The organism is Solirubrobacter pauli, from assembly GCF_003633755.1.
Lineage (GTDB): Bacteria > Actinomycetota > Thermoleophilia > Solirubrobacterales > Solirubrobacteraceae > Solirubrobacter > Solirubrobacter pauli.
This window is the reverse complement of the sequence record NZ_RBIL01000001.1, coordinates 1,239,997-1,265,792: the sequence shown is the minus strand read 5'-3', so window position 1 is coordinate 1,265,792 and position 25,796 is coordinate 1,239,997. Positions and strand designations below refer to the sequence as shown.

The following is a 25,796-nucleotide window of genomic DNA, read 5'->3' as shown; positions in this document are numbered from 1 at the left end:
TCCTTCACTCGTGGACGTGCTGGCCGCTCAGTTCGCTTCTCAGCCGCTCGACAATCGGGACGGCGACGAGGCGAGATGTATTCCAGACCGGCTCGAGGACCTCCATCAGGTCCTCTTCGCGGGCCCAGAGCACGACGGTGGTTTCCGGAGACGCGCCCCGCACGAGCTGCGCGAGCTCATGCGACGACCCGTTGTCCAGATCGAGCACCACGATGTCGGGGCGCAGCCGATGCGCGGCCCCGATGATGGCGCTGGGCCGGTCCTCATGACCGACCACTTCACAGCCCTCCTCGATCAGGACGCGATTCATGCCCACTCGCATGATCGGTCCCAGGTTTCCGAGCAGGACGCGGGGGCCGGGCTCAATCGCCATGCCCGTACCTTGCTCGGGATCGTTGGGGAAGGCCAGAGGCTGTCAGGCAGCCATTCGGGCAATCCATGCCGGGGTGGATGTGCATTCGGTCTATGAGATGACCAAGTCGGCGCCCGGGCCGGGCACTTGCAGCAGCGCGTCGGCCTCGCGGCCGTCGGCGGCGCGGGCCAGGACCCGGTGCAGACCGGGGGGCAGGCGGTCGAAGCGGAAGGTGCCTTGCGGTGTGCTGGATGCCCAGGCGCCGAGGTCGGGGAGCGTGACCCACACGTCCGACACCGGGTTGCCCTGCTCGTCCTTCACGCGACCCGTCGAGCGATGCATCTCGAGCACGGTGCGCGGCGCGTCGGTGAGCGACGTGCGGATGGTCTGCGTGCGGACCTCAGGTCCACGCTCGCGGCGCGCGCCCGACTCGACCGCCAGCCGGACCACGTAGTCGAGCGAGACCTTGTACTGCCCGCCGACCGCGCTCCAGAAGTCCGACTTCTCGCCCTTGCCCTGCCCGATGCGCCCCTTGATCGGCCACGGTTGCGAGCCGCCGGTGAGGCGCCCGTTCAGCCGCTCCTCGGGGAGCTGCGGGAACGCGAACAGGATCGCCAGCACCTGGCTCAGGAGGCGGTGCTCATCCTCGACCGCCTGCGTCCACGCCGTCACGGCGTACGAGCACTCCATGACCATCGGCGGGCGGATCTCCACCCGGCGGCCGTTGCTGGAGTTCTGGGTCGGCGTCCACTCGCTGGCGCGCAGGTTCTCGGCTTCGCGCAGGTCGTAGAGGAACAGGTTCACGGTCGGCTTGGAGAGCTGCCCGGACCAGTCGCGCGACGGGGCGTCGAACTCGATGTCGACGCCTTCGAAGCCGTGCCGCTCGAGCTCATCCTTCAGGAGGTCCCGGAGCGTCTCGTCCAGGTCCGCCAGCATCGTGTTGAGCGGCACGTTGATCGTCAGCACGGCGTGCACCCTACCTGCGCGACCGCCGACGATGTGAAGATTGCCCGCCTGATGTCCGACACCATCTACGACGAGGTACGTTACTCCAACTTCCCGTATGCGCAGACCCACCCCGATCGCCTGGCGACGGTGGCGGTGCTGCACGGGATCGAGCCGCCTGACCCGTTCACCGCGCGGGTGCTGGAGATCGGCTGTGGAGCAGGGGGGAACATGCTCGCCATGGCCGCCGCCACCCCCGGGTTGACGGCGGTGGGTGTGGACCTGGCCGCGACCCCGATCGCGGAGGCGCAACAGGCCGTGCAGGAGATCGGCCTGACCAACGCCGAGTTCCACCAGGCGGACGTCCGCGACCTGACGAACGGCCGGCTCGGTCAGTTCGACTACGTGATCGCCCACGGCGTCTACGGGTGGATCCCGGAGGAGGCCGACGACGCGCTGCTGGCGACGATCAAGGCCTCGCTCACGCCCGACGGGATCGCCTACGTCTCCTTCAACGCGCAGCCCGGCGGCTACTTCCGGCGCATGCTGCGCGACGCCGGCCTCTGGCACGCCCGCAAAGAAGATGGAGCGCTCGCGCAGGCCGCCAAGGCGCAGGAGCTCTACAAGTTCCTCGCCGAGCACCGCGTGACCGAGGCCGACACCTACGGCGCGCTGCTCTCGCGTGAGATCCCCGTGCTCGCGGACGCGCCGAGCTACCGGCTCGTGCACGACGACCTGGGGGAGTTCTGGACGCCGCGCTGGTTCGGCCAGTTCGCCGAGCACGCCGCCGGCCACGGGCTCGGCTACGTCGGCGAGGCGGACCTGTTCAGCCTGCGCACGGAGATGCTGCCCGAGGGCGTCGAGCCGCTCGCCTGGGACCTGGTGGACGGCGACCGCGTGGCCTTCGAGAACCTCAGCGACGTCCTCACCGCACGCCACTTCCGCCAGAGCGTGATCTGCCACGCCGGGCGCGACGTCGCGCCCGAGGCCGCGCCCGACCGCACCCGGCGCCTGCACTGGGCGGTGCGCCCGAACGCCGAGCCGCTCGAGGTCGGCCTCACCGCGGACGCGTTCCGCGTGCTCGACGCCCGGCGCCCGCGCGCGGTCAGCTTCGACGCCCTGCGCGAGGAGCTCGACGCCGACCCGGTCGCGCTCGGCGAGGCGCTGCTCGAAGGCTTCCGGCGCGAGCGCCTGATGCCGCACGCCGGTCCGCTGCGCGCGGCCGAGACCCCCGGCGAGCGTCCGCGCGCCTCACGGCTCGCCCGCTGGCAGGCGGGCCGCGGCGCCGACATGGTCTCGCTCGCCTACATGCGCGTGCGCATGGAGGAGCCGGCGGCGCGCGTGCTGATCACGCTGCTCGACGGCACGCGTGACCGGGAGGCGATCCAGGCCGACCTGAAGTCCGCGGTGGGCTTCGAGATCGGCCTCGAGGACCTCGAGCGCAACCTGGTCGAGCTGGCGCGGCTGTTCCTGCTCGAGCCCTGATTCGTACGCTGCACCGCCGTGCTGTTCCCGACCGTCCAGTTCGCGCTGTTCTTCCCGGTCGTCCTCGTCATCTCGTGGGCGCTGATGAAGCACCAGGCGCTGTGGAAGCCGTTCATCGTGGTCGCGAGCTACGTGTTCTACGGCTACGCGGACTGGCGGTTCTGCCTGCTGCTGGGCGCGATCACGCTCGGCAACCAGGGGGCGGCGAAGCTGATCGCCCGCACCGAGGGCGAGCGGGCGCGGTCGTGGATCCTCGGCGTCGCGGTGGCGCTCGACCTGCTCGTGCTGGGCGTGTTCAAGTACTACGCGTTCTTCGTCGAGAGCTGGGACCGCGCGCTCGGCCCGTTCTCGCTGCCGCTGCCGCTGCTGACGATCGCGCTGCCGGTCGGCGTCTCGTTCTTCACGTTCCAGGCGATCTCGTACGTGGTCGACGTCAAGCGCCGGCTCGTCGAGCCCGCGTCGACGATCGACGTCGCGATCTACCTGAGCTTCTTCCCGCACCTGGTGGCCGGGCCGATCGTGCGGGCGCGCGAGTTCCTCCCGCAGCTCCAGCAGCCGCCGGACCCGCGCAAGGTCGCCGTCGGCTCCGGCCTCGCCCTCATCGCGCTCGGCCTGGTCAAGAAGCTGGCGATCGCCGACACGCTCGCGCGGGAGGTGGTGGACCCGGTGTTCGCGGTGCCGGACGCGTACAGCGCGCCGGACCTGTGGCTCGCCGCCTACTCGTACACGGCCCAGATCTACTGCGACTTCTCCGGCTACACGGACATGGCGATCGGGCTCGCGCTGCTGATGGGCTACGTCTTCCCGCAGAACTTCCGCTCGCCGTATCGCGCGACCGGCTTCAGCGACTTCTGGCGCCGCTGGCACATGACGCTCAGCCGCTTCCTGCGCGACTTCCTCTACATCCCGCTCGGCGGCAACCGCAAGGGCAAGTTCAAGACGTACCGGAACCTGATGCTGACGATGGTGCTCGGCGGGCTCTGGCACGGGGCGGCGTGGCCGTTCGTGCTCTGGGGGCTCTTCCACGGCACCTGCCTGTGCATCGAGCACGCGTGGCGCGGGCGGGTGAGGATCCCCGGCTGGGTGCGCTGGGCGGTCACCTTCCACCTCGTCGTGCTCGGCTGGATCCTGTTCCGCTCGCCGAACCTGGACATCTTCGGCGACTTCGTGTCGCGCATGGTCGAGCCCGGGCCTGCCACCCTGTTCACGGTGCCGGTCGCGCTCATGGTCGTCGCCGTGATCGGGTTGCAGCTCGTGCCCGAGCGGACGGTGGAGCGGGTGCAGGTGCGCATCGAGCGCACGAGCCCGGTGTTGTTGGGCGCGGGGCTCGCGGTGGTCATCGCGCTGGTCGCGGCGACCGTGTCCAGCCAGGGCGTGGCCCCCTTCATCTACTTCCGATTCTGATGCCCGACGACTCCCTGATGAACCGCTTCGACCGCAACGGGCTGACCCGGTTCCGGGCGCGCGACGGCGTCATCGCCCTGCTCGTCTGCGCGGCTCTGCTGGTGGTCTTCAAGGGAGACGGACTGCGCTCGCAGGGTGAGCGGATGGACCCGGGCTGGGATCGCGACGTCGTGCTCTTCTTCGGCAACCCGGCGGGGGACGTCGCCGACGCGCTGCCGTTCGCGGACGCCGTCGACGACGCGCTCGCGTTCCTCTCGCCCGACGAGGCGCTCGAGAGCGGCGGCGGGTTCGAGAACGTCGCCGCGCAGGCCGGCGGCGAGCTGCCACCGGTGACCAAGGACGCGTTCGAGCCGGCGGCGATCGGGGCCGCGCCGCCGCGCAAGGAGCGCCTGCGGACGCTGCTCGTGACCGGCGACTCGATGGCGCAGCCGCTGGACGCCAAGCTGGCGACCGCGCTGTCCGGCCGCGGCGTCAAGGTCGAGCGCGACGTGCGCCTGGGCACCGGCATCTCGAAGTCGTTCCTGCTGGACTGGGGCGAGCTCTCCACCCAGCAGGTCAAGCGCCGCAGGCCGGACGCGGTCGTCGTCTTCATCGGGGCCAACGAGGGCTTCCCGATCGAGAACGGCGCGGGCAAGGAGGTCGAGTGCTGCTCGGCCGACTGGGCCGCGCTGTACGCCAACCGCGCGCGCCGGATGGCCGACACCTACCGCCAGGCGGGGAACGCCCGCGTGTACTGGATCACGATCCCGACGGCGCGCGACGCCGACCGCGCGAAGATCAACCGCGTCGTCAACGCGGCCGTGAAGGTCGCGGCGCAGCCGTGGGCGAGCCAGGTGCGCGTGCTCGACACGGTTCCGATGTTCGCCCCGCGCGGATATGAGGACGCGATCTCGATCGATGGACAGGAGCGCATCGTTCGCGCTGCTGATGGGATCCATCTCAACGACGAGGGTGCCGGTCTGCTCGCGCAGACCGTCCTGGCGCGCCTCGGGCAGGATTTCACCTACTGAGGGACACCATGACTCGACTCGCCGGACTCATCGCTGCACTCGCCTTCCTCGTGGCTCTGCCCGCCTCGGCTCAGGCCGCCACCTGCACGCCGCCCAAGTACCCGGGCTCGGGCTACTTCACCTCGCTCAAGGCCACGAAGGTCAGCTGCGGTGAAGCGAGCAAGGTTGCGGTCGCGTTCCACAAGTGCCGGACCAAGAGCTCGATCAAGGGCCGCTGCACGTCCAAGGTCCGCAAGTTCTCCTGCACCGAGAAGCGCACCACGATCTCGACCGAGATCAACGGCCGCGTGACCTGCAAGTACGGCAGCCGCAAGGTCGAGCTGACGTACCAGCAGAACACGTGAGAGGCGCGCTCGCGACCGCAGTCGCGATCACGCTGATGGTGCTGGCCGCGCCCGCCGGCGCGGCGCCGTCGAAGTGCGCCGGGGCAGCCGCCCGGGATGCCGAGCAGCGCTGCGCGGCCACGACGAAGTCGGTCTCGCCGACGCCCGACGAGGCGGTGCTGACGCCCAACGTCGCCTGCACGCGCACCGCGGTCGCCGGGCCGGCCGAGGCGTGCGCCTACGGCGCCAAGGACCCCGTCGCGACCGTCGCCCTGCTCGGCGACTCGCACGCCGCGCACTGGCGCGCCGGGCTGGAGGCGGTGGCCAAGGCCAAGCGCTGGCGCGTGCTCGAGTTCGCCCGCCCGCACTGCCCGTTCTCGTTCGCCACGCCGGCCCCGTCCCAGGCGGGCGCGGACGAGTGCGTGGCCTACAACCAGAGCGTCCTGCACTTCCTGGGCAGCCACCCGTCCGTCTCGACGGTCTTCATCTCCAACAACGCGCGGCTGGAGATGGCCGAGAAGGGCCGCGCCTACCGCGTGCAGGGCGACACCGAGGCGCTCGCCTGGATCCCCGCGTCCGTCCAGCGGATCTTCGTCCTGCGCGACACGCCGACCGCCCTGGTCGCCACCCCGGACTGCATCCGCGGCGCGATCCGCCGCAAGGCCGACGCCGGCGCCCGCTGCGCGGTGCCGCGCCCGCGCGCCCTCGTCACCGACCCGACCGTGCTCGCCGCCGCCCGTGCACCACGCGCGCGGGTGATCGACCTGACGCCGTTCTTCTGCTCGTCCAAGGCCTGCTTCCCGGTCGTGGGCGGCGTGCTGGTCCACAAGGACCAGGACCACCTGACGCAGGACTTCTCCGCGTCGCTCGGGCCGTACATCACCCGCGCGGTCGACCGCGCGGGCTAAGCCCCGAATCCGATCCGGGGACGGCCGCGCCGGTCGACGGTCATGCCGAGCTCCGCGATCGCGTCGTCGATCGCCGAGGACGGGATCCGCTCCCTGCGCGCGTCGGCGAGGACGTCGCTGAACCACGCCCAGTACCAGTTGCCTTCGTCGTCGTAGATGTGGCGCTCGAGCAACGAGCAAGCGCGCCCGAGCGGCGAGGCGCGGTCGAGGGGCGCGATGCCCTCCTGACGATGCCCCTCGGCGTCTTGGTGGTGCTGCATCATCGAGTCGAACAGCGCCCGGTCGTCGATGATCAGCAGGTTCTCGTAGTTCCAGTTCTGGTCGACGTTGCGGGTGAGCCCGGAGGAGCCGATCATCACCGTCCAGCGCTCCTCCGACGTCTCCGTCTCCGGATAGTGGGCGAGGATCATCTTGTCGTGCATGATCCCGCGCGGGTCCTCGCCCGGCCCGGGGCGCTCCTTCTCCTTGCCGACCTCGCCGCCGACCTTGACGCCGGACGCCACCAGACGCCGGAGGGCCTGGCGGACGTACGGCGTGCGCCCCGCCTCCTTGTCGTCGACGACCACCTCCACCTCGGCGTCCGCCTCGGCGAGGTCGCACAGGGTGCCGACCGTGTCGTGCTTCTCGCCGCTGCCGACGAGGTACATCCGCATCGTGATCTGGTCCGCGCCCTGCAGCTCGGCGTTGAGCGTCTTGCCGATGTCGACGAACGGGGCCAGCGCGGCTCGGATGCCGACCACGTCGCGCGCGTTGAAGCCCTCGAGCGCCTTGGTGAACTCCGGGTCGTCGGTCGTGCGGGTCTTCACCCGCTCGATGTACTCCTTGTAGAGCCGCGCGATGCCCGGATAGCGGATCAGGACCGCCGACTCGATGTTGGCCTGCATCGCGCTGGCGGTCAGGTTGGGCGAGCCGGACAGCAGGAAGTCGCCCTTCTCGGCGCCCTCGCCTCGGTTGGTCGTCGCCCCTTGGCCGACGACCAGCTTGTTGTGCATCTTGGAGTTGATGACGCCGCCGTGCGTGCCCTGGTCGTACGGCCCTTGGACCTGGTTGAAGCGCGCGTCGCGACGGCCGCTGTTGTCGGTGCGCTCGTTGTAGTGGACCGTCACCGCGCCGCTGAAGCCCTGCGTCAGGGTGTTGATCGTGTGCACGTTGACCTTGTCGGCGGCGACCACGAGCTTCTCCGTCGGGCGGGCCTTGACCGCATCCCGGTACTGCTCCACGAGCGGCTTGGCGCCGAGCGACGACATCGAGCTGAGGGTCTCGCCGACGCGTCCCTTGGGGTGCTGCTCCGTCTGCTTGTGCAGGCGCTCGCGCAGGGCGTCCGAGCCGTGCTCGAGCAGCCACGGGCTCGCGATCCGCAGCGCGAGCAGCGACGAGGTGTCCAGGTAGCCGAACACCTGCTCCACGAACGCGTCCGGGAGGGCACCGCCCGGCATCTCGACGGGCGACTCCTTGCTGCCCGACAGCGACATCCCGCTGTTGCCCTCGAGGGCCTGGATCGGCGCGTGCTCCGGCAACGGGTAGCGCCGGGGTGGCGCCGGCTCCTTCTTGGGCGGCGGCTTCTCCGCCTCGCCTTCGGTCGCGCCCCCGACCTCGGCGGCGGGGCCTTCCGGCGCGTCGGTCACCTGCCACTCGCGCTTGCCCTGGCTCCACGCGTACCAGCGCTCCTCCTCCTGGACGAGGATCCGGTCGAGCGGTGGACGCTCGTTCTGGACCCAGCCCGGATTGAGCTTGTTCTTGGCCGTCTTCGGGAACTCCGAGGTCGTGGCGCCCGGCTTCTCGTAGAAGCGATGCAGCGCACGCGTGACGGCCTGGTTGCCCGCGCCCGCCTGCAGCGCGAGCAGCGCGGCGGCCGAGGGCGCCGGTGGGCGCGCGGTCTCCGCGGGCGCCGGAACGGCGTCCTCGGTACGGCGCGACCGTCGCTCGCGCTGAGGCACGCGGCCACTCTACGGGTCGCGTCCCCACCGGTTCTCGGTCTGTCAGTCCGCGGACGGAGGACGCTGAGCGGTCAGCGGACGCGGCCTTGGTCAGCCGGCGTCGGCTGGTCGCTCGTCCTCGTCGGACACGACGGTCAACGTGATCGTCGTCTGGCTCGCCACCCAGTTGCCGTGCCCGGCGAGCCGCTCGTCCGGGCGGGACACGCCGCTCACGCGGACGGGCGTCCCCGCCCTGATCTCGGCGCTCGCGACCGCCTGCCAGAGCTGGCCTTCGACGTCCACCTTGCCGCCGGGACCCAGGTCGGTGTGAGCGACGCCGGTCTTGCCGCGCATCGCGCGCACCGTCGAGGCCATCGCGGCGTCGTCGGCCAGCACGTCGCCCTTGCGGTACTGCAGGTCCGCGAACTCGCCCTCCGCCGACAGGATGCCGAGCTCGATCAGCTCCTTGGCGATGATCGGATGATGCGGATTGCCGCCGTCGGCGAGCCATTGCGTCCAGATGTCCTCGAGCATGTCGCGCGGCCCGGAGACCTTGCCCTTGCCGCGCACCTCGCGCAGCTTCGCCGCGACCTCCTTCTGGAACGCCGCGGACTTCTCCTTGACCTCGCCGGCCTGCTTCTCCTTCTCGGCCAGGGCCGCGACGAAGCGGTCGATCTTCTCCGCCGAGAAGCGGCTGCGCCCATCCTCGTAGCGCTCGATCTCGATGATCACGTCCTTGCACGCCAGGGCGATCGAGGCCGCGTCCGGGCCGGTCTGCAGCTTCGCGAGGTCCCGGTACAGCGTGACCAGCTCGCGAGCCTGCTCGAGCTCCATCGCCTCCGGCGTCAGCGACGGCGGGCTCGCCTGCTCGCCGCCGACCGCCTCGACGCCCGCGTCCAGCCCCTTCGAGATCCCGAGCTCGGCGAGCTCGCCGCCGGTCTCCACCAGCAGCTTGCGCGCGGTCACCGCCTCGATGATCGGGACGACCTTGAACGCGGCGACGACGCCGATCGCGACGCCCAGCACCGCGTCGCGGATCGCGCCCGCCTCGGCGGCCGCCTGCTCGGCCCGCGCCACCACCCGCTGATGCGATCCGTACGCCATCCGGAAGTGCTCGGTCGCGTCCGAGAAGGTCGAGGCGATCGCGTCGACGCTCGCGAGCGAGGACGTGGTCGCTGAACGCAGCGCGGCGTGCGCGGACGTGGCGGCGCTCGTCACCCGGTTGAGCCCCTCGGTATGGCCCCTCAGGCGCTCGGCCTCACGCTTGCGGTCGGCGTCCTTGGCCGCGACGGGCGCGGGCTCGCGCAGGAGCTGCGGCGCCACCGGGCGGATCGCGTCGGTCGCGATCGCTCGCGCGACCGCGGCGTTGCCGGCGGTCCGCTGGAGCGCGAGCACGCTCGCGGCGCCCATCGGGCCGACGGACGGCGCCGCGAGGGGCGGTCCGCCGGCCGGGACGGCGGTGGGCGGGGTGATGGCGGGGGCGCGTTCCGCCGTGACTACGGTCTGCTCACCATCCATTCAGCCAATCCTCTTCGGGCGGCCGCCAGAGAACCAGGGAGCTACTACGACACGCGGGTGTGGCGAGCCGGTCGGCGGGACTCATGCGAGCCGCCGTAAAGCGAGGGATCAGCGATGCCTAGCGGAATCCGTTGCCGGCGGCGGCCTTCGCGCCGACCTTGATCACCTCGTGGAACGAGCCGAAGTCGGCCTCGAGCGTGAGGCGGCCCTGCTTGCCGTACTCGTTGGCGACGGCCCGGACGAGGTGGCGCATGCCGATCGGCGAGTCGTCGTCGGCGGCCTCGAAGGCGCCGGCGAGCGAGCAGTTGCGGATCGCGCCGCCGGAGAGCTTGAACTTCTCGGCGAGGAAGTCGAGGTCGATGTCGTCCGCGAGCGGGGCCTCGGGCGGCAGGACCTTCTGCCAGATCCGCTTGCGGTCCTCCTTCTCCGGGAACGGGAAGTCGATCACGAAGTCCAGGCGGCGGATGAACGCGTCGTCGATGTTGCGGCGGAAGTTCGTCGCGAGGATGACGGCGCCCGGGTAGCCCTCCATCTTCTGCAGCAGGTAGGCGACCTCGATGTTCGCGTAGCGGTCGTGCGAGTCGCTGGTCTCCGAGCGCTTGCCGAACAGGGCGTCGGCCTCGTCGAAGAACAGGATCGCGTTCGAGCCCTCGGCAGCGCCGAAGATGCGGTCCAGGTTCTTCTCGGTCTCACCGATGTACTTGGACACCGTGGTGGCCAGGTCCACGCGGAAGATCTCCAGGCCCAGCTCGGCCGCGATCACCTGCGAGCCCATCGTCTTGCCCGTGCCCGACTCGCCCGCGAACAGCACCTTCAGGCCCTGCGTCCTCGACACCGTGCGCTCATAGCCCCAGTCGGACAGCACGCGGTCGCGGTGGCGCAGGTAGGCGCTGATCGACTGCAGCTGCTCGGTCTGCTTCGGCGGGACGACGAGGTCCTCCCACTTGTAGCCCGGAGGCAGGCGCGCGGCGAGCTCGCCCAGCTTGGAGGAGGAGGCCTGGCGCGCGCCGGCGTCGAGGTCGCTGCGCTCGGGCGTCTCGAGCCCGCGCGCGACCGCGGACAGGCGCGCCACCTCGGCGGCCTCGATGATCTGCGTCATCGAGAGCCGGAACTTGGCGGCGACGTCGTCGGTGTCGGCCACGCCGGTCAGGTCCGCCCACGCCTGGCGGCGCTCGGCGAACGACGGCGGGCCGGCCTCGACCAGCAGCACGGTCCGCTCGCCCAGGGCCAGCGCGGCGGTGCGCGTGGGGGCGGCGAGGACGGTGCGCTCGGGCCGCGCCTCGATCGCGCGCAGCGTCCGCGCGCGGTCGGCGGGCTCGACGTCCTCGAGGCCCTCGAAGACGATCGGCCGGTCCTCGAGCGCGCTGATCAGCGCGGCCTCGGCCATCACGTCCTTGTCGCCCAGGTCGCGCACGTGCACCGCGACCAGCGGCCGGCCGAGCGCGGTCGCGATCAGCGTGTCGGCGTCCGGGCCGGCGAGCACGATCGGCAGGTGCGAGGGGCGCGCGAGCAGCGCGGCCATCATCTCGACCGCCTCGGCGCGCCCCGGGTCGTGCGCGGGCAGGTCGATCAGCCGCAGGCGGGTCGGCTGCGGCGACTCGTCCATCCGGCCGCCGAGCAGCACGGCCGCGAGCCGGTCGGCGATCTTGATCGGACGCTCGGCCAGCGGCGTCTGCGCGTCGCCGAGCAGCTTCAGCGCCCCGAGCGAGCGGAGCCGGCCGCCGGCGTCGAAGGCCACCATCACGTCCGCGGGCGTGAGCCCCTCACCCTCGAGCAGCTGCCCGACCAGGCGCGGTGACGGCAGCTTGCGCGTGACGTCGTCCTGCAGGTAGGCGTACAGCCGCCCGTAGCGCGGGTTGAGCTCGGTCGCCGAGCACACCGCCAGCACGGCCGCCTCGAGCAGGTCCAGCCCGAGCGCGCGGACGACCTCCTGCAGCCGGCCGTCCGAGTCGGCCGAGCCCTCGCCGTGCGAGAGCCGCAGCGCGACCTCGTCGGAGATGTACAGGCCGCGGAACGGATCGCCGGGATCGGGGTCCGACGCGGCCACCCGCTCGACCGCCGCCATCACCCGGCGGTCGATGAAGCCGAAGGAGATCTCCGTCACTTACTGACTTTGTCTGCGACTGCGTCCGCCTCGTTCTCCATGGCGTCGCCAGGATTCGAGACGGTGAGCGGGCCGCTGGTCGGCGCGCCGCGCTGCTGGACGACGTGGGCGAGCTCGTGCGCGATCAGCTTGTCGCCGTCCGACGTGCCCGGCTTGTACTGGTCCTTGCCGAAGTAGACGTCGCTGCCGGTCGCGAACGCCTTCGCGGACACGGCGTGGTTGAGGTCGTTGGCGTAGTCGCCGGTATGGACCCGGACATCCGACAGGTCGCCGAGCTGCGGCGAGAGCTTGTTGGAGACGCCGCTGTCGAGGCCCTGGCCGGCGCCGCGCGTGGAGTCGATCTTCGACTGCACGGACGAGTGGACCTGGCCGCCCTCGGTGATCCCCGCGCCCTGGCGGGCCGCGATCGCGCCGCCGAACGCCCGGTTGCCGACGTTGGAGACGAGGTTGTGCAGCGGCGCGGCCGCATCCTCGCGCTGCTCCTCGGGCTTCGGAGCCCGCGGCTTCTCGTGCTCGTGGAGGCGCTGCGGATCAGTGCTCACGGGACCGAGGATAAGGGCCTCCGTGTTAAGCGTGCAAGAGACGATTGGGCGTCCAGCCGTGCACGCATTATCGTTCCGGCGATGCAACAGGCAGACCAGCAGAAGGCCAGCGTCTTCGAGATCGTCGGTGCCTGGCTGCACATCTGGACGCCCCCGCGGGACGTCCGCATCCCGCCCGTGCCGTGGCGCAAGCTCGCGATCGGCACCGTCATCGGCGCCGTCATCGTCGGCATCGCGCTGGCGATCATGGTCCCCCGCATCGACGACTCCAAGACCCAGTACGCGGCCGACTACGCCGCGTTCAAGGAGCGCGTGCGGCAGGAGAACGTCGCGCGCATCAACCAGTCCCAGCGGGCGCAGACGGGCGAGGCGCTGGCGCTGCGGCCCGCCGCGGACGCGCCGGCGGCCGAGGTCCAGGCCGCGAACGCGCAGCTGATGGACAAGATGCAGGCCGACATGTACGCGGACGCGCAGGCCCGCGCCAAGACGGGGGAGATCAAGCCCGTCACGGTGCCGCCCACGTGCGAGCGCGCGCAGGGCACGCCCACCAGCGGCCCGATCGGCGTCTTCAACTGCTTCATCCAGACGACCCCGATCGAGCAGAGCTCGAAGAACATGGCCGGCGCGCTCGGCTACCCGTTCCGCGCGGTCGTCCACTTCGACACGTTCACGTACGCCTGGTGCAAGGCCGAGCTCGTGCCCGGCGAGAAGCTCGTCGTCTCGCCCGAGTCGGCGCCGCTGCTGCCGCCGGCCTGCCGCCCGCCGTCCAAGTAGAAGGAATCGGCGTCGCCGGGGCGAACTCGGGGCCCGATGGGCTTCCCCTGCGACAGCGAACGGAGCGTGTGACCGTGGCCAAGGTGATCGCCTTTGCCAATCAGAAGGGTGGGGTCGCGAAGACGACGACCACCCTGAACCTCGCCGCGGCCTTTGCCGAGACGGGTCATCGCGTGCTGTGCGTGGACATGGATCCGCAGGGCAATCTGTCGATGTCGCAGGGCATCGATCCCGAGACGCTCGAGAAGTCGATGTTCGACGTGCTGGTGCACGACATGCCGATCCGCGAGGTGACGTACCGCTGTGAAGTGGACGTCGCGGCAGCCTCGATCGACCTCGCCGGCGCCGAGATCGCGATGTCCGTGAAGATCGGCCGCGAACGTTCACTGGACAAGGCTCTGCGCGCAGTTTCCGACGATTACGACTTCGTGTGCATCGATACGCCGCCGTCTCTGGGACTCTTGACGGTGAATGCGCTCACGGCAGCCGACAAGGTCATCGTCCCCGTGCAGTGCGAGTATCTCTCGATGCGCGGGCTGCTCCAGCTCCAGCACACGCTTGAAATGATCCGCGAGAACCTCAACCCCACCGTCGACATCATGGGCATCCTCCCGACGATGGTGGACACGCGGACGCTGCACGCGCAGGAAGCGCTCGAGATCCTGGAGGAGAACTTCGGGAACCGGGTGTTCGGGGCGCGCATCAAGAAGACGGTCCGCTTCGCGGAAGCGCCCGTGAAGGGGATGTCGGTCCTCAAGTACGACCCGACTGGACAAGCGGCAGACGCGTATCGCCGGCTGGCGAAGGAGGTGCTCTCGAATGGGTAGCGGCAAGCGGGCAAGCATGCGGGAAGGTCCGTTGGCCAACCTGTTCCGCAAGACTGAGACCGAAGGGCTGGAACCGCAGCGACCGATCGCGGAGGAGCCGCGCGTGTCAGAACCGCATCAGGAAGAGCAGCAGCCGCAGGTCCCCGAGCGCGCGACGCCGGTGCAGCCGCCGACGCCGCAGGAGCGCCTCCGGCACGCCTTCAGCACCGACGTCCCGGGCGACATGATGGCCCCGCCGGCCGAGGAGCCCGCCGCCACGGCGGCCCCGGTCGAGCCGCCGTCGTCGGCCTCCGACTACACGTGGGGCTCGGCGCGCGACGAGCGCGTCGGCACGCCGCAGCTGCGCGTCGTCGGCGTGGGCGGGGGCGGCGTGAACGCCGTCAACCGCATGATCGAGGCGGGCGTGAGCGGCGTCGAGTTCCTCGCGCTCAACACGGACGCCCAGTCGCTGCAGTCGTCCTCGGCGCACCTGACGCTCCAGATCGGCGCGGACATCACGCGCGGGCTGGGCTCGGGCTCTGACCCGGAGCGCGGCCGCGCGTCCGCGATGGAGGACTACGACCGCATCAAGTCCCTGCTCAAGGGCTCGGACATGGTGTTCATCACCGCCGGCGAAGGCGGCGGCACGGGCACGGGCGCCGCGCCCGTCGTCGCCCGCGTCGCGCGTGAGCTCGGTGCGCTGACGGTCGGCATCGTGACCAAGCCGTTCGGCTTCGAGGGCTCGCGTCGCCTGCAGGCGGCCGAGTCGGGCATCACGGCGCTCGCCGAAGAGGTCGACACCCTCATCGTCGTCCCGAACAACAAGCTGCTGTCCGTCCTGGACAAGCAGACGTCGATGGTCGAGGCGTTCCGCGTCGCCGACGACGTGCTGCGCCAGGGCGTCCAGGGCATCTCCGACCTGATCACGCTCCCGGGCCTGATCAACCTCGACTTCGCGGACGTCCGGACGATCATGTCGGACGCCGGCAACGCGCTGCTCGGCATCGGCATGGGCACGGGCGACAAGCGCGCGCTCGAGGCGGCCACCCAGGCCACCACGTCGCCGCTGCTGGAGACCACGCTCGAGGGCGCCAAGGCGATCCTGCTGTCCATCACGGGCGGCCGGGACCTGTCGCTGTGGGAGGTCAACGAGGCGGCTCGCGCCGTCCAGGAGACCGCGCACCCGGACGCGAACATCATCTTCGGCGCGATGGTCGACGACAAGCTCGACGAGGACGAGGTCTGGGTCACGGTCGTGGCCACGGGCTACGAGACGGCCGCGACGCGCCCGTCCGAGGGCAGCCGCGCCTCGTTCCGTGAGCCGGCCGGCGAGCCGCGGGTAACCCGTACGCGTGAGCGTGAGACCGCATCGGCCCGTCCGTCGCGTCCGACCGACGTCGACGTTCCCGAGTTCATCCCGAGATTTTGAAGCCGGGACAACCCCACCGCCCCACCCCGATCATCCGACCTCAACACCGTTGAGGGCCGAGCGTGGCTAGCCGCGGAGTCGTCGCGGCGGGCCACCCGCTCACCGCCCAAGCCGGCGCGGACATCCTCCGCGCCGGCGGCAACGCGGTCGACGCGGCGCTGGCCGCGCTGATGATGTCGTTGATGGCCGAGCCGCTCCTGACGGGGCTCGGCGCCGGCGGCTACATGCTCGTCGCGCCACCTGGCCGTGAGCCGGTGCTGCTGGACTTCATGGTCGCGTCGCCCTCGCACGGCGACCGCTCGCCGCTGGACGCGGTGGTGCTCGACTTCGGCGACGCGGTCCAGCTGTTCCACATCGGCGCGTCCTCGTGCGGCGTGTACGGCGTCCCGGCGGGGATCGCGGAGGCGTCCGCGCGGTTCGGCAGCGTGCCGCTGCGGGATCTCGCCGCGCCCGCGATCAAGGCCGCGCGCGAGGGGATCGTGACGAACGCGTCGCAGGCGCTGCTGTGGCAGCTGCTCGCGCCGATCGCGTTCGCCACGCCGGAGTCCCGCGCCCGCTACCAGCTCGACGGCGCAGCGCCACGCGAGGGCGACGTGGTCCGCGACCTCGATCTCGCGGACGCGATCGAGCGGCTCGCGAGCGAGGGGGCCGCGCCGTTCTACACGGGCGAGGTGGGCGCCGCCGTGTCGGACTGGGTGCTCGAGCGCGGCGGCACGCTCGCGCGCGCGGACCTCGCCGCCTACGCGACGCTGCCGCGCGAGCCCGTCCGCGTCCGCTACCACGGCCGCGAGGTGCTCACGAACCCGCCGCCGAGCGCGGGCGGGCTGCTGATCGCCTACGCGCTCGCTCTGCTCGAGCGCGGGGCGAACAAGCCGGACTCCGCCGCGCTGGTCGCGGCGATGGAGACGGCCCAGGCCGAGCGCACCGACGCCTTCCTCGACCACCTGCACGAGCCGGGCTTCGCGGACACCTTCATGAGCTCACGGCTCGGCTCGACGACGCACGTGTCCGCGCTCGACGCCGACGGCTGGGCGTGTAGCGTCACGACCACCAACGGCGAGGGCTCCGGGCTCGTCGTCCCCGGCACCGGCATCCACGTCAACAACATGATGGGCGAGCAGGACCTGTCGCCCGCGGGCTGGTTCACGCACCCGCCGGGCCGCCGGCTGCCGTCGATGATGGCGCCGACGATCGTGCTCGAGGACGGGCGGCCCGAGCTGGTCGTGGGCAGCGCCGGCTCCAACCGGATCCGGAGCGCGATCCTGCAGGTGATCGTCAACGCGATCGACCACGGGATGGACGCGCAGCCCGCGGTCGACGCTCCCCGGCTGCACTTCGAGGACGGCCTCGTCTACGCCGAGCCGGGCATCGACGGCGCCTCGCTGGAAGCCGCCGGCCGGTCGCTCGCGTGGTTCCGCGAGCGCAACCTGTTCTTCGGCGGCTGCCAGGCGGCGGAGCGCCACCACGGCACGGGCTCGTTCAGCGGGGGCGGGGATCCGCGTCGGGGCGGCGCGGTCGTTGCCGTCTGACCGTCACGACCTGCGACATGTAGGCGGAGTGCAGCGAGCACATCAGCAGGTAACGGCCCGGCTCGGTGAAGCGCTTGCCGTAGCGGCCGCCGTCGCGCAGCCACGGTGAGGCGAAGCCGACGGGGCCGTCGGCGAGTGTGACGTCGTGCTGCTCGCCGTCCGGGAAGCGCCAGCGGACCGTCGCGCCGCGGCCGACGACGAGGTTCGTCGAGCTGAACGCGAAGTCGCGCACGGTCACCGTCGCCGCGTCCCCGGCGACCTCACGGGCGCGGCCGTCGGCGGTCGTGGTCGGACGCGCGCGGCCGTCCTTGCCGACCCGCGCGAGCGTGAGGCGCACCTTCGGCGGTGCGGTCCGGGCGCGCTCGAACCCGGCGCCGAGCTCGGTCGCGTCCGGCGGTGCCGCCGAGCAGCGCACCTCCGGCGCGCCCGCGAGCGGCGGCGCGACGTAGATGTGGCTGATGCCCATCACCCGCATGTGTGGGCGCGTGTTGTCGTAGGCGGCGGTGACCTTGAGCCGCTCGCCCTCGCGGAAGGCGTAGCCCGTCGGTGACTGCCACCAGCTGATCGCCTTCGGGTCGGGCTCGTGCAGCAGCGGCTTGACCGCGTAGAGCTTGTCGTCGGCCGGGCCGTAGAACGGCCGGTTGGTGACGAGCGTGCGGTGCCCACAGGCGGGCTGGCTGAGGATGAGCTCGTGCGCGCCGCCGTGCAGGTGCCCGCCGGCGGCGACGATCCGCCCGGCCGCGGGTAGCACGTACTCGCGTGAGCGCCAGTGCTCCTTGCTCCCGCGGCCGCGCACGGACCACTGGGGGTCGGGCGAGCACGGGATGACGCTGAGCCAGTACGGCGTGACCGGCGTGACCGGGCGTGGGTCGATCGTCACGCGGTACTCGAGGAAGAACTCCTGGACGCCGCCGCGGTGGTGCATGACCATGATCGGCGCGTTCCACCGGTCCGCCGGGTTGCTCGGATAGCCGTAGCCCGGCGGCAGCGTCAGTGGGCGCAGCTCCTCGCTCGTGCCGAAGAAGCGCTCGCGCGTGGTCTTGCGCGGGCACACCGGGTCGCGTCGGCCGCCGTCCGGCCCGCCGTTCGTGAACACCAGGTGGTGCAGCATCGTCACGTGCTGCGGGATGACGGTCCCGGCCTGGTCGACGAGCCGCGCGTCCATTCCGACGATCGCCCCCGGCACCTCGGGCGGCTGCACCTTCGCCGACGTCTTGAGCGTCGCGTACGGTCCGATCTTGAACGGCCCGGAGCGTTGCACGTACGTGGTCAGCGAGGGGTCCGCCCGGTGCTCGGGCGGCGGTGGTGTGACCGGCACCGAGGCCGCCCGCGCGGCGGGCGCCAGCGCGAGCAGCAGCGCCACGACGGCAAGGAACCGGACCATCTGCGGCGACAGTCAACACGATCGACACGACGGCCACGCCACCGCCCGTTACCTTTAGGCCCGCTGCACGGTGAAGGATGAGAAACGGAAGGGCAAGGGGATGGACCGGGGACGCAAGATCGTCAGCGCGCTGGCGCTGGGCGTGCTGATCGCGCTGGCGCTCGGCTTGGCGGAGGGATCAGGTGCCGTGGGCAAGGCCGGCCCGCCGCCGTGCGGAGGGTACGGCGGCTATGGCGGTTACGGGGGCTATGGCGGCTATGGCGGCTATGGCGGTTACGGGGGCTACGGCGGCTATGGCGGCTACGGCGGTTACGGGGGCTATGGCGGCTACGGCGGTTACGGGGGCTATGGCGGCTACGAAGGCCCCTGCCCGTCGCCGACCCGGACGCCGTCTCCGACGCGCACGCCGGTCCCGACCCGCACCGCGACGCCGACGACCACCGCGACCCCGTCGCCGACGGCGGTCCCTGGCGGCTCGACGCCGACCCCTGTGCCGACGACGGTGCCCACGGTCGCGCCGACCGTGGCGCCGCCCCGCGACCGCACGCCGTGCCGGGTCAGCGTGTCCACCGCCGCCCGCCAGACGCTCAAGACGGTCCGCCGGGCCGGCCTGCGTGTTCGCGTGACGACGAACGAGCGGTGCCGGGTCGACGTCCGCGCCGCGGTCGATCGCCGGACCGCGCGGCGTCTCGGGATCGACCGGCGCGCCCGCGGCCGCGTGGTCGTCGCCCGGGCCGGCTCGACGCTGCCGGCCGGCTCGCGCGCGCTGACGCTCAAGCTCACGCGCAAGGCGCGGTCGGCGCTCGCCCGCACCCGGTCGGTGCGCCTCACGCTGGAGATCACGACGCGCGACACCGCGGGCAACCGTGGCACCGTGCGGGCGCGCAAGATCGCGCTGCGCCGGTAGCGTCCCGATCCAGCGGTCCGCGGGCCGCGACCGGGCGCCACGATCGGGCCCGCTCGCGGCACGCGAACGTCCGACTCGTGACACCACGCCGGACCGTGCGCGCGAGCGCGCTGCCCCGGTCAGCCCGCGGCGCAACCGCCCGGGGCGGCGCTCGCGATCCAACTGCCGTTGCGCGCGAGCTCGACCCGCCCTGGAGGCAGCCCTGGCGGCTCCGCGGGCGGGATCACGTAGACCGAGCGGGCGCGCGCGTCTGCGTAGTGGAGTGCGACCGGCGCACGTCCGCGGACCCGCACGCCTTCGCCGACGAGCCGCCGCGCGTGCGGGCCGGGCGCGTCGTCGGGTAGGCCGAGCACCCCGCCGCACCGCTCGAGCGCGGTGCGGACCGGCGCGCTCGCGAGGATCGCGCCGAGGTCGCGCTCCACCGTCGTCCGCCCGCCGAGGAAGCTGACGTGGCCGCGCAGCTGGTCGCGCACGCCGTGCGCGGTCACGCCCAGCACGACGAGCGTGACCGCACCGGCCGCCCACCACGCGCCGCGCGCCTCCTGCGCGACGGTGAACCCCAGCGCAGCGACGGCGCACCAGAGCGCGAGCAACGCGGCGGGCAGCAGCAGGTACCGGCTGAGCAGCGGCAGCCCGCTGACGCCGAGCGCGAGGAACGCGAGCAGCCCGAGCCCCGCGACCACGAGCGGCAGCAGCGTCCGCGCGTAGAAGGCGGCGATCGCCGCCGCACAGCCCGCCAGCCCGAGCCACACGACGGGCGCGGTCAGCGTGTAGCGCAGGTAGGCCGGCGTCGACCGCAGCGCGGTGTCGAGCTCGCGCGGCCGGCCGAGCTGCTCCGCGAGCGCCTGCGTCCCGTGCAACGAGTGCAGCGGATCGCCGGTCGCGACCAGGTCGCACGCCAGCCACACGACCGGAGCCGCGAGCGCCGCCAGCGCCAGCGCCACGCGCCGCGACGCCGGCGCAAGCGCCCGCGCGGGCCTCCCTCGCCCGACGGCAGGCGCCGGCGCCAGGCGCTCGGACGCCGCGCGCTCGTCCCGTCCCGCACCGCGGGCCGGCGCCGCGCGCTCGTCCCGTCCGGCACCGCGGGCCGGCGCCGCGCGCTCGTCCCGTCGCGGCCATCCCGCCCACACGGCCCAGGCCACCGCCAGCAGCCACGCCTCCGGTCGCAGCAGCCCGGCCAGCCCGAGCAGGACCGGCACCGCCCAGCCGGTGCGGGGCCGGCGTACCTCGGCCAGCATCGCCGCGAGCACGAGCGCGAGGAACGGCACGTCGATGATCGCCTGGCCCGCTTCGAGCACGAGCAGCGGCCGCGTCAGCAGCAGCGCCGCGAACAGCGCTCCGACCCAGCGTGAGTACACCGCCGCGCCGAGCGCGTACGCGACCACCCCGAGCGCCCCGAACGCCAGCCACGACAGGCCCGTGACGAGCTCCGTGCCGCCGAAGGGCGACGACAGCGCGTAGACGGCGATCGCGAGCGGATGCGGCGTGGGGGCGCCGTCCGCGTCCAGCGTCGGCACCCGACCGTCCGCGAGTTGCTCGCCCCACAGCAGCGCCCACGCCGCGTCGTATCCGACGGTGCCGCGCCCGTAGAGGAGCCGCGCGAGCACCGCAAGCACGATCGCGGCGGTGGCCGCGCCGACCGACGCACGGCCACGCCAGGGCACGGGGGCGGCGCCGCCGCGTCCGGGCATCGCGCGGGCCGCGTCGCCGCCCTCGGGCACCGCACGGGCCGCGTCGCCGCCCTCGCGCACCGCGTCGCCGCCTCCGCGCACCGCGTCGCCGCCCGCGGGCGCCGAGGCCGTCTCGCCGCGCGCCGTTGACGCTTCGGCGCACTCGTCGCGCGCGCTCACCGGGGGCAGCGGACCACGAAGTCGCGGCGCCAGCCGGCCTCGACCCGGGCGACGATCGAGGTCGTGTGCCCGCTCCGGATCAGCCGCCGGCGAGCCTTCGGCAAGCGCACCGACAGCGTCACCGCCCGGCCCGGGCGCACCTGCTCGCGGTCACGGCCGAGCGCCACGGAACGGCCCCGATGGACCCGGGTGCGGACGCTCAGGCGGCTCGTGCACGGTCGGAGCGCGCGCGCCGGACACGCCACGCGGACGCTCGCCACGCCGGCGCGGCTGACCCGCGCCCGGCGGACGATCGTCACCGCGTCCGGCGTGGCGGCGTCCTTGCGCCGCGCGGGCTCGTCGCCGCGCGGCGCCGGGCCGTCCTCCCACAGCGGAACGTCGCGCACGGGTACCTCGGTGCCGTCCGGAAGGCGCTCGACGACGGGCGGCGCGGGCACGTCCACGTAGTCCGCGAGCACGGCGTAGCCGGGACGGGGCGTGCCGTCGGGGCGGATCAGGCCGGCATCCCACGGCTCCCACCAGGCGGCGCGCCATTGGTAGAGGAACACGCGCCCGATGCGGTCGGGATGCGCGTCCGCCAGCCGCAGCGCGCGCAGGACGCCGAGCCGCGCGCGGCCCTCGTCGTACGGCCAGCGGTCCGCCCGGACGATGCCGCCGGTCTCGGTCAGCCAGACCTCGCCGGGCACGGCCGCGAGCAGCGCCTCCGTCGCGGTCGTCGAGCCGCGCGTCACGTCCCCGTAGTTGTGCAGCCCCCACAGCCGCGGCTGGGGCCGCGCCGCGGCGCGGAAGCGCTGGAGCCAGCCGAGCATGCTGTCGATGTCGAGCACCTCCGGGGCGACGACGCGGCACTCGGCGCAGGCGGCGGCGAGCGTCTCGTACAGGCGCGCGGTGGCGGTCGGCGCGTTGGCCGTCGGCTGCCCGGGGTGGTTGGCCTCGTTCCAGGTGCCGAACGTCGTCACCCATGGCCAGCGCGCGCGGAAGGCGAGGAACGCGGCGCGGTACTCGTCGGCGCTCGGAAGCCGGCACGGCCCGGTGCGGCAGTCCTCGCCGACGCGGCGCCCGAACGACACGAACGCGTCGACCCCGAGGCCGTGCGCGGTACGCAGCCAGCGATCGAGCTCCGCCGACTCGCCCAGGGCGGCGTCCCACGGCGTCACCACCCGCGCGCTGCGCAACCCGAGGGCGGTGAAGCGCGGGTCGACGAGCGCCGACGCCTGCTGGTCCGCCAGGCCGACCGGCACGGCGGCGCGAGCCGACGGCGCTGCCACGGCGAGCAGCACCACGATGAGCAATCCGACGCGGAGCACTCATGACATCTTGCCTGGCAGGTGGACCTCTGCGGCCACCAAGGTGTGACCGAACCCTCATCGCGACCGTCTAGTTGTAAGGAGATGAACCTCCCCAGGACCCTGATCGCCACCGCCGCCGCGGCGCTGGCGCTACCGGGCGCCGCTCAGGCCGCACCGCCTTGGAGCGCCCCGGTCTCCGTGTCGAGCGAGGCCACGGCCGCGCCGCACGTCCTCTTCGCCGGCGGCACCGGCACCGTCGCCTTCAACGGGCCGGGCGCGAGCTTCGCCCGTCCGGTCCTGCGCGCGCCGCTCGACGGCTCCGCCCAGGCCGTCGACTGGCCGGGCGCGAGCGGCTTCGACACCACCTACGGCGCGTTCGCGGGCGGCAAGCGCGCGCTGTACGTCGGCTCCAACGGCCAGGAGCGCGTGCTCGTCGGCCAGGCGGCGGGAAGCCCGGACAGCCAGTGGCGCACGTCGCTGCGCGGCCCGAAGACCGGCGGGGCACGCGCGGCCGCGGCGCCCGGAGCGGCGGTGTTCAGCACGTTCGGCGCGGGCAGCATCGGCCGCGTCTACCTCGTCCGCCAGACGGGTCAGGCGCTCGGCCCGACGCAGACGCTCTCCGGCCGCGGGCACATCCGCTCGGTCGCCGTGGCCACCAACGCGGGCGGCGACGTCCTCGTCGCCTGGGACCGCAGCGGCACGATCGAGGCGCGCTACTGGTACGCGCGCTCGCAGCGGCTGTCCGCCGTCAAGGCGCTGGGGAAGACCGACGCGGCCCTGAAGCTCGCCGTGGCGCTCGGGGACGACCGGCGCGCGATCGTCGCCTGGATCGACCAGCGCATCAACGAGGGCGAGGCGGCCAAGGGCTCCGCGTGGGCGACCGCGCGCACGGCGACGCGTGGCTTCCGCGCGCCGAAGCAGCTCGACACGTACGGCGACGACGTGATCGCCGGTGGCGTCGGCGTGCGGGCGGCCTTCGCGGGCGGGCGCGGGATCGTCGCCTTCTCCGGCTCGGACGCCATCAAGGCGTCGCTCGTCAACGGCCGCTCGATCGCCGCGCCGCAGGCGATCGCGCCGGTCGCGCCCGACCAGAGCTTCGCCGACATCGGCCTCGGCGACCTCGCCACGAGCACCGGCGGCCAGGCCGTCGTCGCCGTGGCGGCCAAGGACCGGATCTGGGCCGTGCCCTTCGACGGCACGGCGTTCGGCGCGCCGGAGGACGTCTCGGGCGCCGAGCAGGAGCCGCACCAGCCGTCGGTGGCCTACGACGGCGAGACGGCGATCCTCGCCTGGCAGTCGACGCCGACCCGCGTTGAGGTTTCCCAGCGGCCAGTGCCTTGATCTCGCCCGCGGCCCGGCATAGGGTCGCGGCGCAAATACGCACGCGCGGTCCGGGCGCGCTGCCTGAAGAGGGGGATCATGTCGCTCAGAAGCAAGGTCATGGGCGCTGCCGTCGCGGCGGCGCTCGTGGGATGTGCCGTGCCGGCCGCCGCGTCGGCCGAGCCGAACGTGGACGCGGCCGTCGCCGCCTTCAAGGACCTCGGACTGACGCCGCTCACCACGATGCCGTCGGGCCGCGTGGTGTCGCCGACGGTCGGCAGCGCCGACAACTTCGGCTACCGGACGTACGACCAGATTAACCAGGAGCTGGCGAACCTGGCCTCGGCCAACCCGTCCCTCGTGACGCTCAAGACCGCGCCGCGCAAGAGCGTCGAGGGCCGCGAGATCAAGTACGTCGAGATCGCCAACAACGTCGGCGCCTACGACGGCCGCCCGGTCTACTTCATGATGGGCTCGATCCACGGTGACGAGTGGGCCGCCGGCGAGCACACGCTGGAGTTCATCTACGACGTGATCAACACGTCCAAGACGAACGCGAAGGTCAAGGCGCTCCTGGACAAGGTCCGCATGATCGTCATCCCGGTCGTCAACGTCGACGGCTGGGTGCGCAACCGGCGCGCGAACTGCGGCGGCATCACCCCGCCGCCCGCGGGCTCGACGTGCGCGACCACCGGCACGGACATGAACCGCAACTATCCGTTCGGCTGGGGCTCGAACATCGGCGTCTCGTTCGCCGCGCGCGGCCTGGGTCCGGGCTCGGAGCCCGAGGTCCAGAACACGATGGACATCGTGAAGAACAACCAGGTCGTGGCGCTGCTCACGAACCACAACAACTCGCACGCGTTCTTCTACCCGGGCCTCGAGGTCGCGGCCGGCTTCCCCGCCGACCTGGACTCGATCCGTGGTCTCTCGGTCGCGATGGCCAACGCCACCAACAACGGCTACACCAACGTCCGCGACTCCGCGCACGACTACGAGACCTCCGGCGAGACGATCGACTGGTCCTACTACGCGACGCGCGGCTTCGCCGTCACGCCCGAGACCGTCGGCGGCTCGACCACCTGCAACCGCGCGTCGGCCACCAACAAGGCCGGCAAGGCCCCGAACTACGTCAACTGCACCACCGGCGACTACACCGGCTACGTGCCGGACGACGCGGCGGCGGACATCAAGGCGGCGTACGGCGGCCACGCGATGCGCGACGCCTTCTACCAGTCGCTCGTCTACTCGACGATCGCGAGCGGCCACTCCGTCATCAACGGCACGGCCCCGGCCGGCTACACGCTGAAGGTCACCAAGGACTTCAACCTCTACACGAATACGATCCGCCTCAACACGACGCCGGCGTCGTTCTCGCCGCCGCAGGCGATCCCGACGCACCTCGAGTCGTGGATGCAGGTGCCGGCCAACGGCAAGTTCTCGTTCCACGTGAACCCGTCGGTGCGCCCGGTCCCGCCGTACCGCGCCGAGGGCATGGTCCCCGGCCCCAGCGGCTACTACCAGGAGAGCTGGACGCTGACGTGCTCGAAGCCGGACGGCACGGTCGTCGACACCAAGACGGTGCTGGTCGACAAGGGCCAGACGACCGACCTGTCGCTGTGCACCGAGGGCACGGTCGGCGGCTCGGTCCCGGCGACGCTGGCGCTCACGCTCGGCGCGCCGGCCACGTTCGGCGCGTTCACGCCGGGCGTCGACGCCGAGTACACGGCGTCCACCGACGCGACGGTGATCTCCACGGCCGGTGACGCGACGCTGAGCGTCGCCGACACCGGCGCCAACCCCGGCTACCTGACCAACGGCGCCTTCACGCTCGCGAAGCCGCTGCAGGGCCTCGGGGTCGTCAAGACGTGGACGGCGCCGACGTCGAACGAGAAGGTGCCGGTGACGTTCAAGCAGGCGATCGGCAAGACCGACGCGCTGCGCACGGGCACCTACTCGAAGACGCTCACGTTCACGCTGAGCACGACGAACCCGTAGGTC

At 72.4% G+C, this 25,796-nt stretch carries 21 protein-coding genes; 12 read left to right on the top strand and 9 right to left on the bottom strand.

From position 1 onward, the window contains the following. Window positions 1-4 precede the first annotated feature (4 nt). Window positions 5-310, bottom strand: a complete 306-nt coding sequence (locus C8N24_RS05885) for an ANTAR domain-containing protein (RefSeq protein WP_147447655.1) — start codon at window positions 308-310, stop codon at window positions 5-7. Between the two features lie 153 nt (window positions 311-463). Further along, window positions 464-1,318, bottom strand: coding sequence for a Pvc16 family protein (locus C8N24_RS05880; RefSeq protein ID WP_147447654.1), 855 nt, complete (start codon window positions 1,316-1,318; stop codon window positions 464-466). 51 nt (window positions 1,319-1,369) lie between these two features. On the opposite strand from C8N24_RS05880, the gene C8N24_RS05875 reads away from it, so the two are divergent. The 5 genes from C8N24_RS05875 to C8N24_RS05855 are packed head-to-tail and all read left to right on the top strand — an operon-like array spanning window position 1,370 to window position 6,427. After that, entirely contained in the window at window positions 1,370-2,782 is a 1,413-nt protein-coding gene (locus tag C8N24_RS05875; protein ID WP_121248920.1) for a methyltransferase domain-containing protein, read from the top strand. An 18-nt stretch (window positions 2,783-2,800) separates the two neighbouring features. Further along, window positions 2,801-4,186: an MBOAT family O-acyltransferase gene (locus C8N24_RS05870; protein ID WP_121248918.1), complete on the top strand. Its 1,386-nt coding sequence runs from the start codon at window positions 2,801-2,803 to the stop codon at window positions 4,184-4,186. Continuing rightward, window positions 4,186-5,196, top strand: a complete 1,011-nt coding sequence (locus C8N24_RS05865) for a DUF459 domain-containing protein (RefSeq protein WP_121248916.1) — start codon at window positions 4,186-4,188, stop codon at window positions 5,194-5,196. Before C8N24_RS05870 ends, C8N24_RS05865 begins: the two co-directional genes overlap by 1 nt. Before the next feature lie 8 nt (window positions 5,197-5,204). Continuing rightward, complete coding sequence (locus C8N24_RS05860) at window positions 5,205-5,540, top strand: hypothetical protein (protein ID WP_147447653.1); 336 nt, start codon at window positions 5,205-5,207, stop codon at window positions 5,538-5,540. Further along, window positions 5,537-6,427, top strand: coding sequence for an SGNH hydrolase domain-containing protein (locus C8N24_RS05855; protein WP_121248912.1), 891 nt, complete (start codon window positions 5,537-5,539; stop codon window positions 6,425-6,427). Before C8N24_RS05860 ends, C8N24_RS05855 begins: the two co-directional genes overlap by 4 nt. On the opposite strand, the gene C8N24_RS05850 is transcribed toward C8N24_RS05855, so the two are convergent. The 4 genes from C8N24_RS05850 to C8N24_RS33700 form a co-directional block, all read right to left on the bottom strand. Beyond that, window positions 6,424-8,364 carry a phospholipase D-like domain-containing protein gene (locus C8N24_RS05850; protein ID WP_121248910.1) on the bottom strand — a complete coding sequence of 647 codons (1,941 nt, stop codon included), beginning with the start codon at window positions 8,362-8,364 and terminating at the stop codon, window positions 6,424-6,426. The two genes, C8N24_RS05855 and C8N24_RS05850, sit on opposite strands and share 4 nt — an antisense overlap. Before the next feature lie 90 nt (window positions 8,365-8,454). After that, window positions 8,455-9,861, bottom strand: a complete 1,407-nt coding sequence (locus tag C8N24_RS05845) for an NfeD family protein (RefSeq protein ID WP_121248908.1) — start codon at window positions 9,859-9,861, stop codon at window positions 8,455-8,457. A 118-nt stretch (window positions 9,862-9,979) separates the two neighbouring features. Then, window positions 9,980-11,965, bottom strand: coding sequence for an ATP-binding protein (locus C8N24_RS05840; protein ID WP_121248906.1), 1,986 nt, complete (start codon window positions 11,963-11,965; stop codon window positions 9,980-9,982). After that, a complete protein-coding gene (locus C8N24_RS33700; protein ID WP_170178871.1) occupies window positions 11,962-12,507 on the bottom strand; it encodes an eCIS core domain-containing protein in 546 nt (181 codons plus the stop codon). Before C8N24_RS33700 ends, C8N24_RS05840 begins: the two co-directional genes overlap by 4 nt. Before the next feature lie 81 nt (window positions 12,508-12,588). Here C8N24_RS33700 and C8N24_RS33695 point away from each other — a divergent pair, with 81 nt between their 5' ends. The 4 genes from C8N24_RS33695 to C8N24_RS05820 all read left to right on the top strand — a co-directional run bounded on the left by C8N24_RS33695 (window position 12,589) and on the right by C8N24_RS05820 (window position 17,045). Further along, the gene (locus C8N24_RS33695) at window positions 12,589-13,281 is read left to right on the top strand and encodes a hypothetical protein (protein WP_170178870.1); all 693 of its coding nucleotides are present in this window, start codon (window positions 12,589-12,591) and stop codon (window positions 13,279-13,281) included. A gap of 74 nt (window positions 13,282-13,355) precedes the next feature. Then, the gene (locus tag C8N24_RS05830; protein ID WP_245971772.1) at window positions 13,356-14,108 is read left to right on the top strand and encodes a ParA family protein; all 753 of its coding nucleotides are present in this window, start codon (window positions 13,356-13,358) and stop codon (window positions 14,106-14,108) included. A gap of 103 nt (window positions 14,109-14,211) precedes the next feature. Beyond that, complete coding sequence (gene ftsZ / locus C8N24_RS05825; protein WP_245971771.1) at window positions 14,212-15,516, top strand: cell division protein FtsZ; 1,305 nt, start codon at window positions 14,212-14,214, stop codon at window positions 15,514-15,516. Window positions 15,517-15,578: 62 nt separating this feature from the next. Next, entirely contained in the window at window positions 15,579-17,045 is a 1,467-nt protein-coding gene (locus C8N24_RS05820) for a gamma-glutamyltransferase family protein (RefSeq protein ID WP_121248898.1), read from the top strand. On the opposite strand, the gene C8N24_RS05815 is transcribed toward C8N24_RS05820, so the two are convergent. After that, window positions 16,996-18,429 (bottom strand): hypothetical protein, encoded by a 1,434-nt coding sequence (locus C8N24_RS05815; protein ID WP_121248896.1) that lies wholly within the window; start codon window positions 18,427-18,429, stop codon window positions 16,996-16,998. The two genes, C8N24_RS05820 and C8N24_RS05815, sit on opposite strands and share 50 nt — an antisense overlap. Window positions 18,430-18,529: 100 nt before the next feature. Here C8N24_RS05815 and C8N24_RS34590 point away from each other — a divergent pair, with 100 nt between their 5' ends. Then, a complete protein-coding gene (locus tag C8N24_RS34590) occupies window positions 18,530-19,336 on the top strand; it encodes a hypothetical protein (RefSeq protein WP_211339851.1) in 807 nt (268 codons plus the stop codon). Window positions 19,337-19,455: 119 nt separating this feature from the next. Here C8N24_RS34590 and C8N24_RS05805 read toward each other — a convergent pair whose 3' ends face one another. Both C8N24_RS05805 and C8N24_RS05800 read right to left on the bottom strand, forming a co-directional pair. Beyond that, window positions 19,456-21,186, bottom strand: a complete 1,731-nt coding sequence (locus C8N24_RS05805) for a hypothetical protein (protein WP_121248894.1) — start codon at window positions 21,184-21,186, stop codon at window positions 19,456-19,458. Then, complete coding sequence (locus tag C8N24_RS05800) at window positions 21,183-22,493, bottom strand: glycosyl hydrolase (protein ID WP_121248892.1); 1,311 nt, start codon at window positions 22,491-22,493, stop codon at window positions 21,183-21,185. Before C8N24_RS05800 ends, C8N24_RS05805 begins: the two co-directional genes overlap by 4 nt. An 84-nt stretch (window positions 22,494-22,577) precedes the next feature. Here C8N24_RS05800 and C8N24_RS05795 point away from each other — a divergent pair, with 84 nt between their 5' ends. After that, complete coding sequence (locus C8N24_RS05795; RefSeq protein ID WP_121248890.1) at window positions 22,578-23,816, top strand: hypothetical protein; 1,239 nt, start codon at window positions 22,578-22,580, stop codon at window positions 23,814-23,816. A 78-nt stretch (window positions 23,817-23,894) separates the two neighbouring features. After that, window positions 23,895-25,793 (top strand): M14 family zinc carboxypeptidase, encoded by a 1,899-nt coding sequence (locus tag C8N24_RS05790; RefSeq protein ID WP_121248888.1) that lies wholly within the window; start codon window positions 23,895-23,897, stop codon window positions 25,791-25,793. The last annotated feature ends 3 nt before the right edge of the window (window positions 25,794-25,796 follow it).

What these genes read in the sequence shown, in the direction of transcription:
- C8N24_RS05885 (WP_147447655.1), bottom strand. Translation starts at nt 310, where the DNA reads ATGAATCGCGTCCTGATCGAGGAGGGCTGTGAAGTGGTCGGTCATGAG.
- C8N24_RS05875 (WP_121248920.1), top strand. Translation starts at nt 1,370, where the DNA reads ATGTCCGACACCATCTACGACGAGGTACGTTACTCCAACTTCCCGTAT.
- C8N24_RS05865 (WP_121248916.1), top strand. Translation starts at nt 4,186, where the DNA reads ATGCCCGACGACTCCCTGATGAACCGCTTCGACCGCAACGGGCTGACC.
- C8N24_RS05860 (WP_147447653.1), top strand. Translation starts at nt 5,205, where the DNA reads ATGACTCGACTCGCCGGACTCATCGCTGCACTCGCCTTCCTCGTGGCT.
- C8N24_RS05845 (WP_121248908.1), bottom strand. Translation starts at nt 9,861, where the DNA reads ATGGATGGTGAGCAGACCGTAGTCACGGCGGAACGCGCCCCCGCCATC.
- C8N24_RS33695 (WP_170178870.1), top strand. Translation starts at nt 12,589, where the DNA reads ATGCAACAGGCAGACCAGCAGAAGGCCAGCGTCTTCGAGATCGTCGGT.
- C8N24_RS05815 (WP_121248896.1), bottom strand. Translation starts at nt 18,429, where the DNA reads ATGGTCCGGTTCCTTGCCGTCGTGGCGCTGCTGCTCGCGCTGGCGCCC.
- C8N24_RS34590 (WP_211339851.1), top strand. Translation starts at nt 18,530, where the DNA reads ATGGACCGGGGACGCAAGATCGTCAGCGCGCTGGCGCTGGGCGTGCTG.
- C8N24_RS05795 (WP_121248890.1), top strand. Translation starts at nt 22,578, where the DNA reads ATGAACCTCCCCAGGACCCTGATCGCCACCGCCGCCGCGGCGCTGGCG.
- C8N24_RS05790 (WP_121248888.1), top strand. Translation starts at nt 23,895, where the DNA reads ATGTCGCTCAGAAGCAAGGTCATGGGCGCTGCCGTCGCGGCGGCGCTC.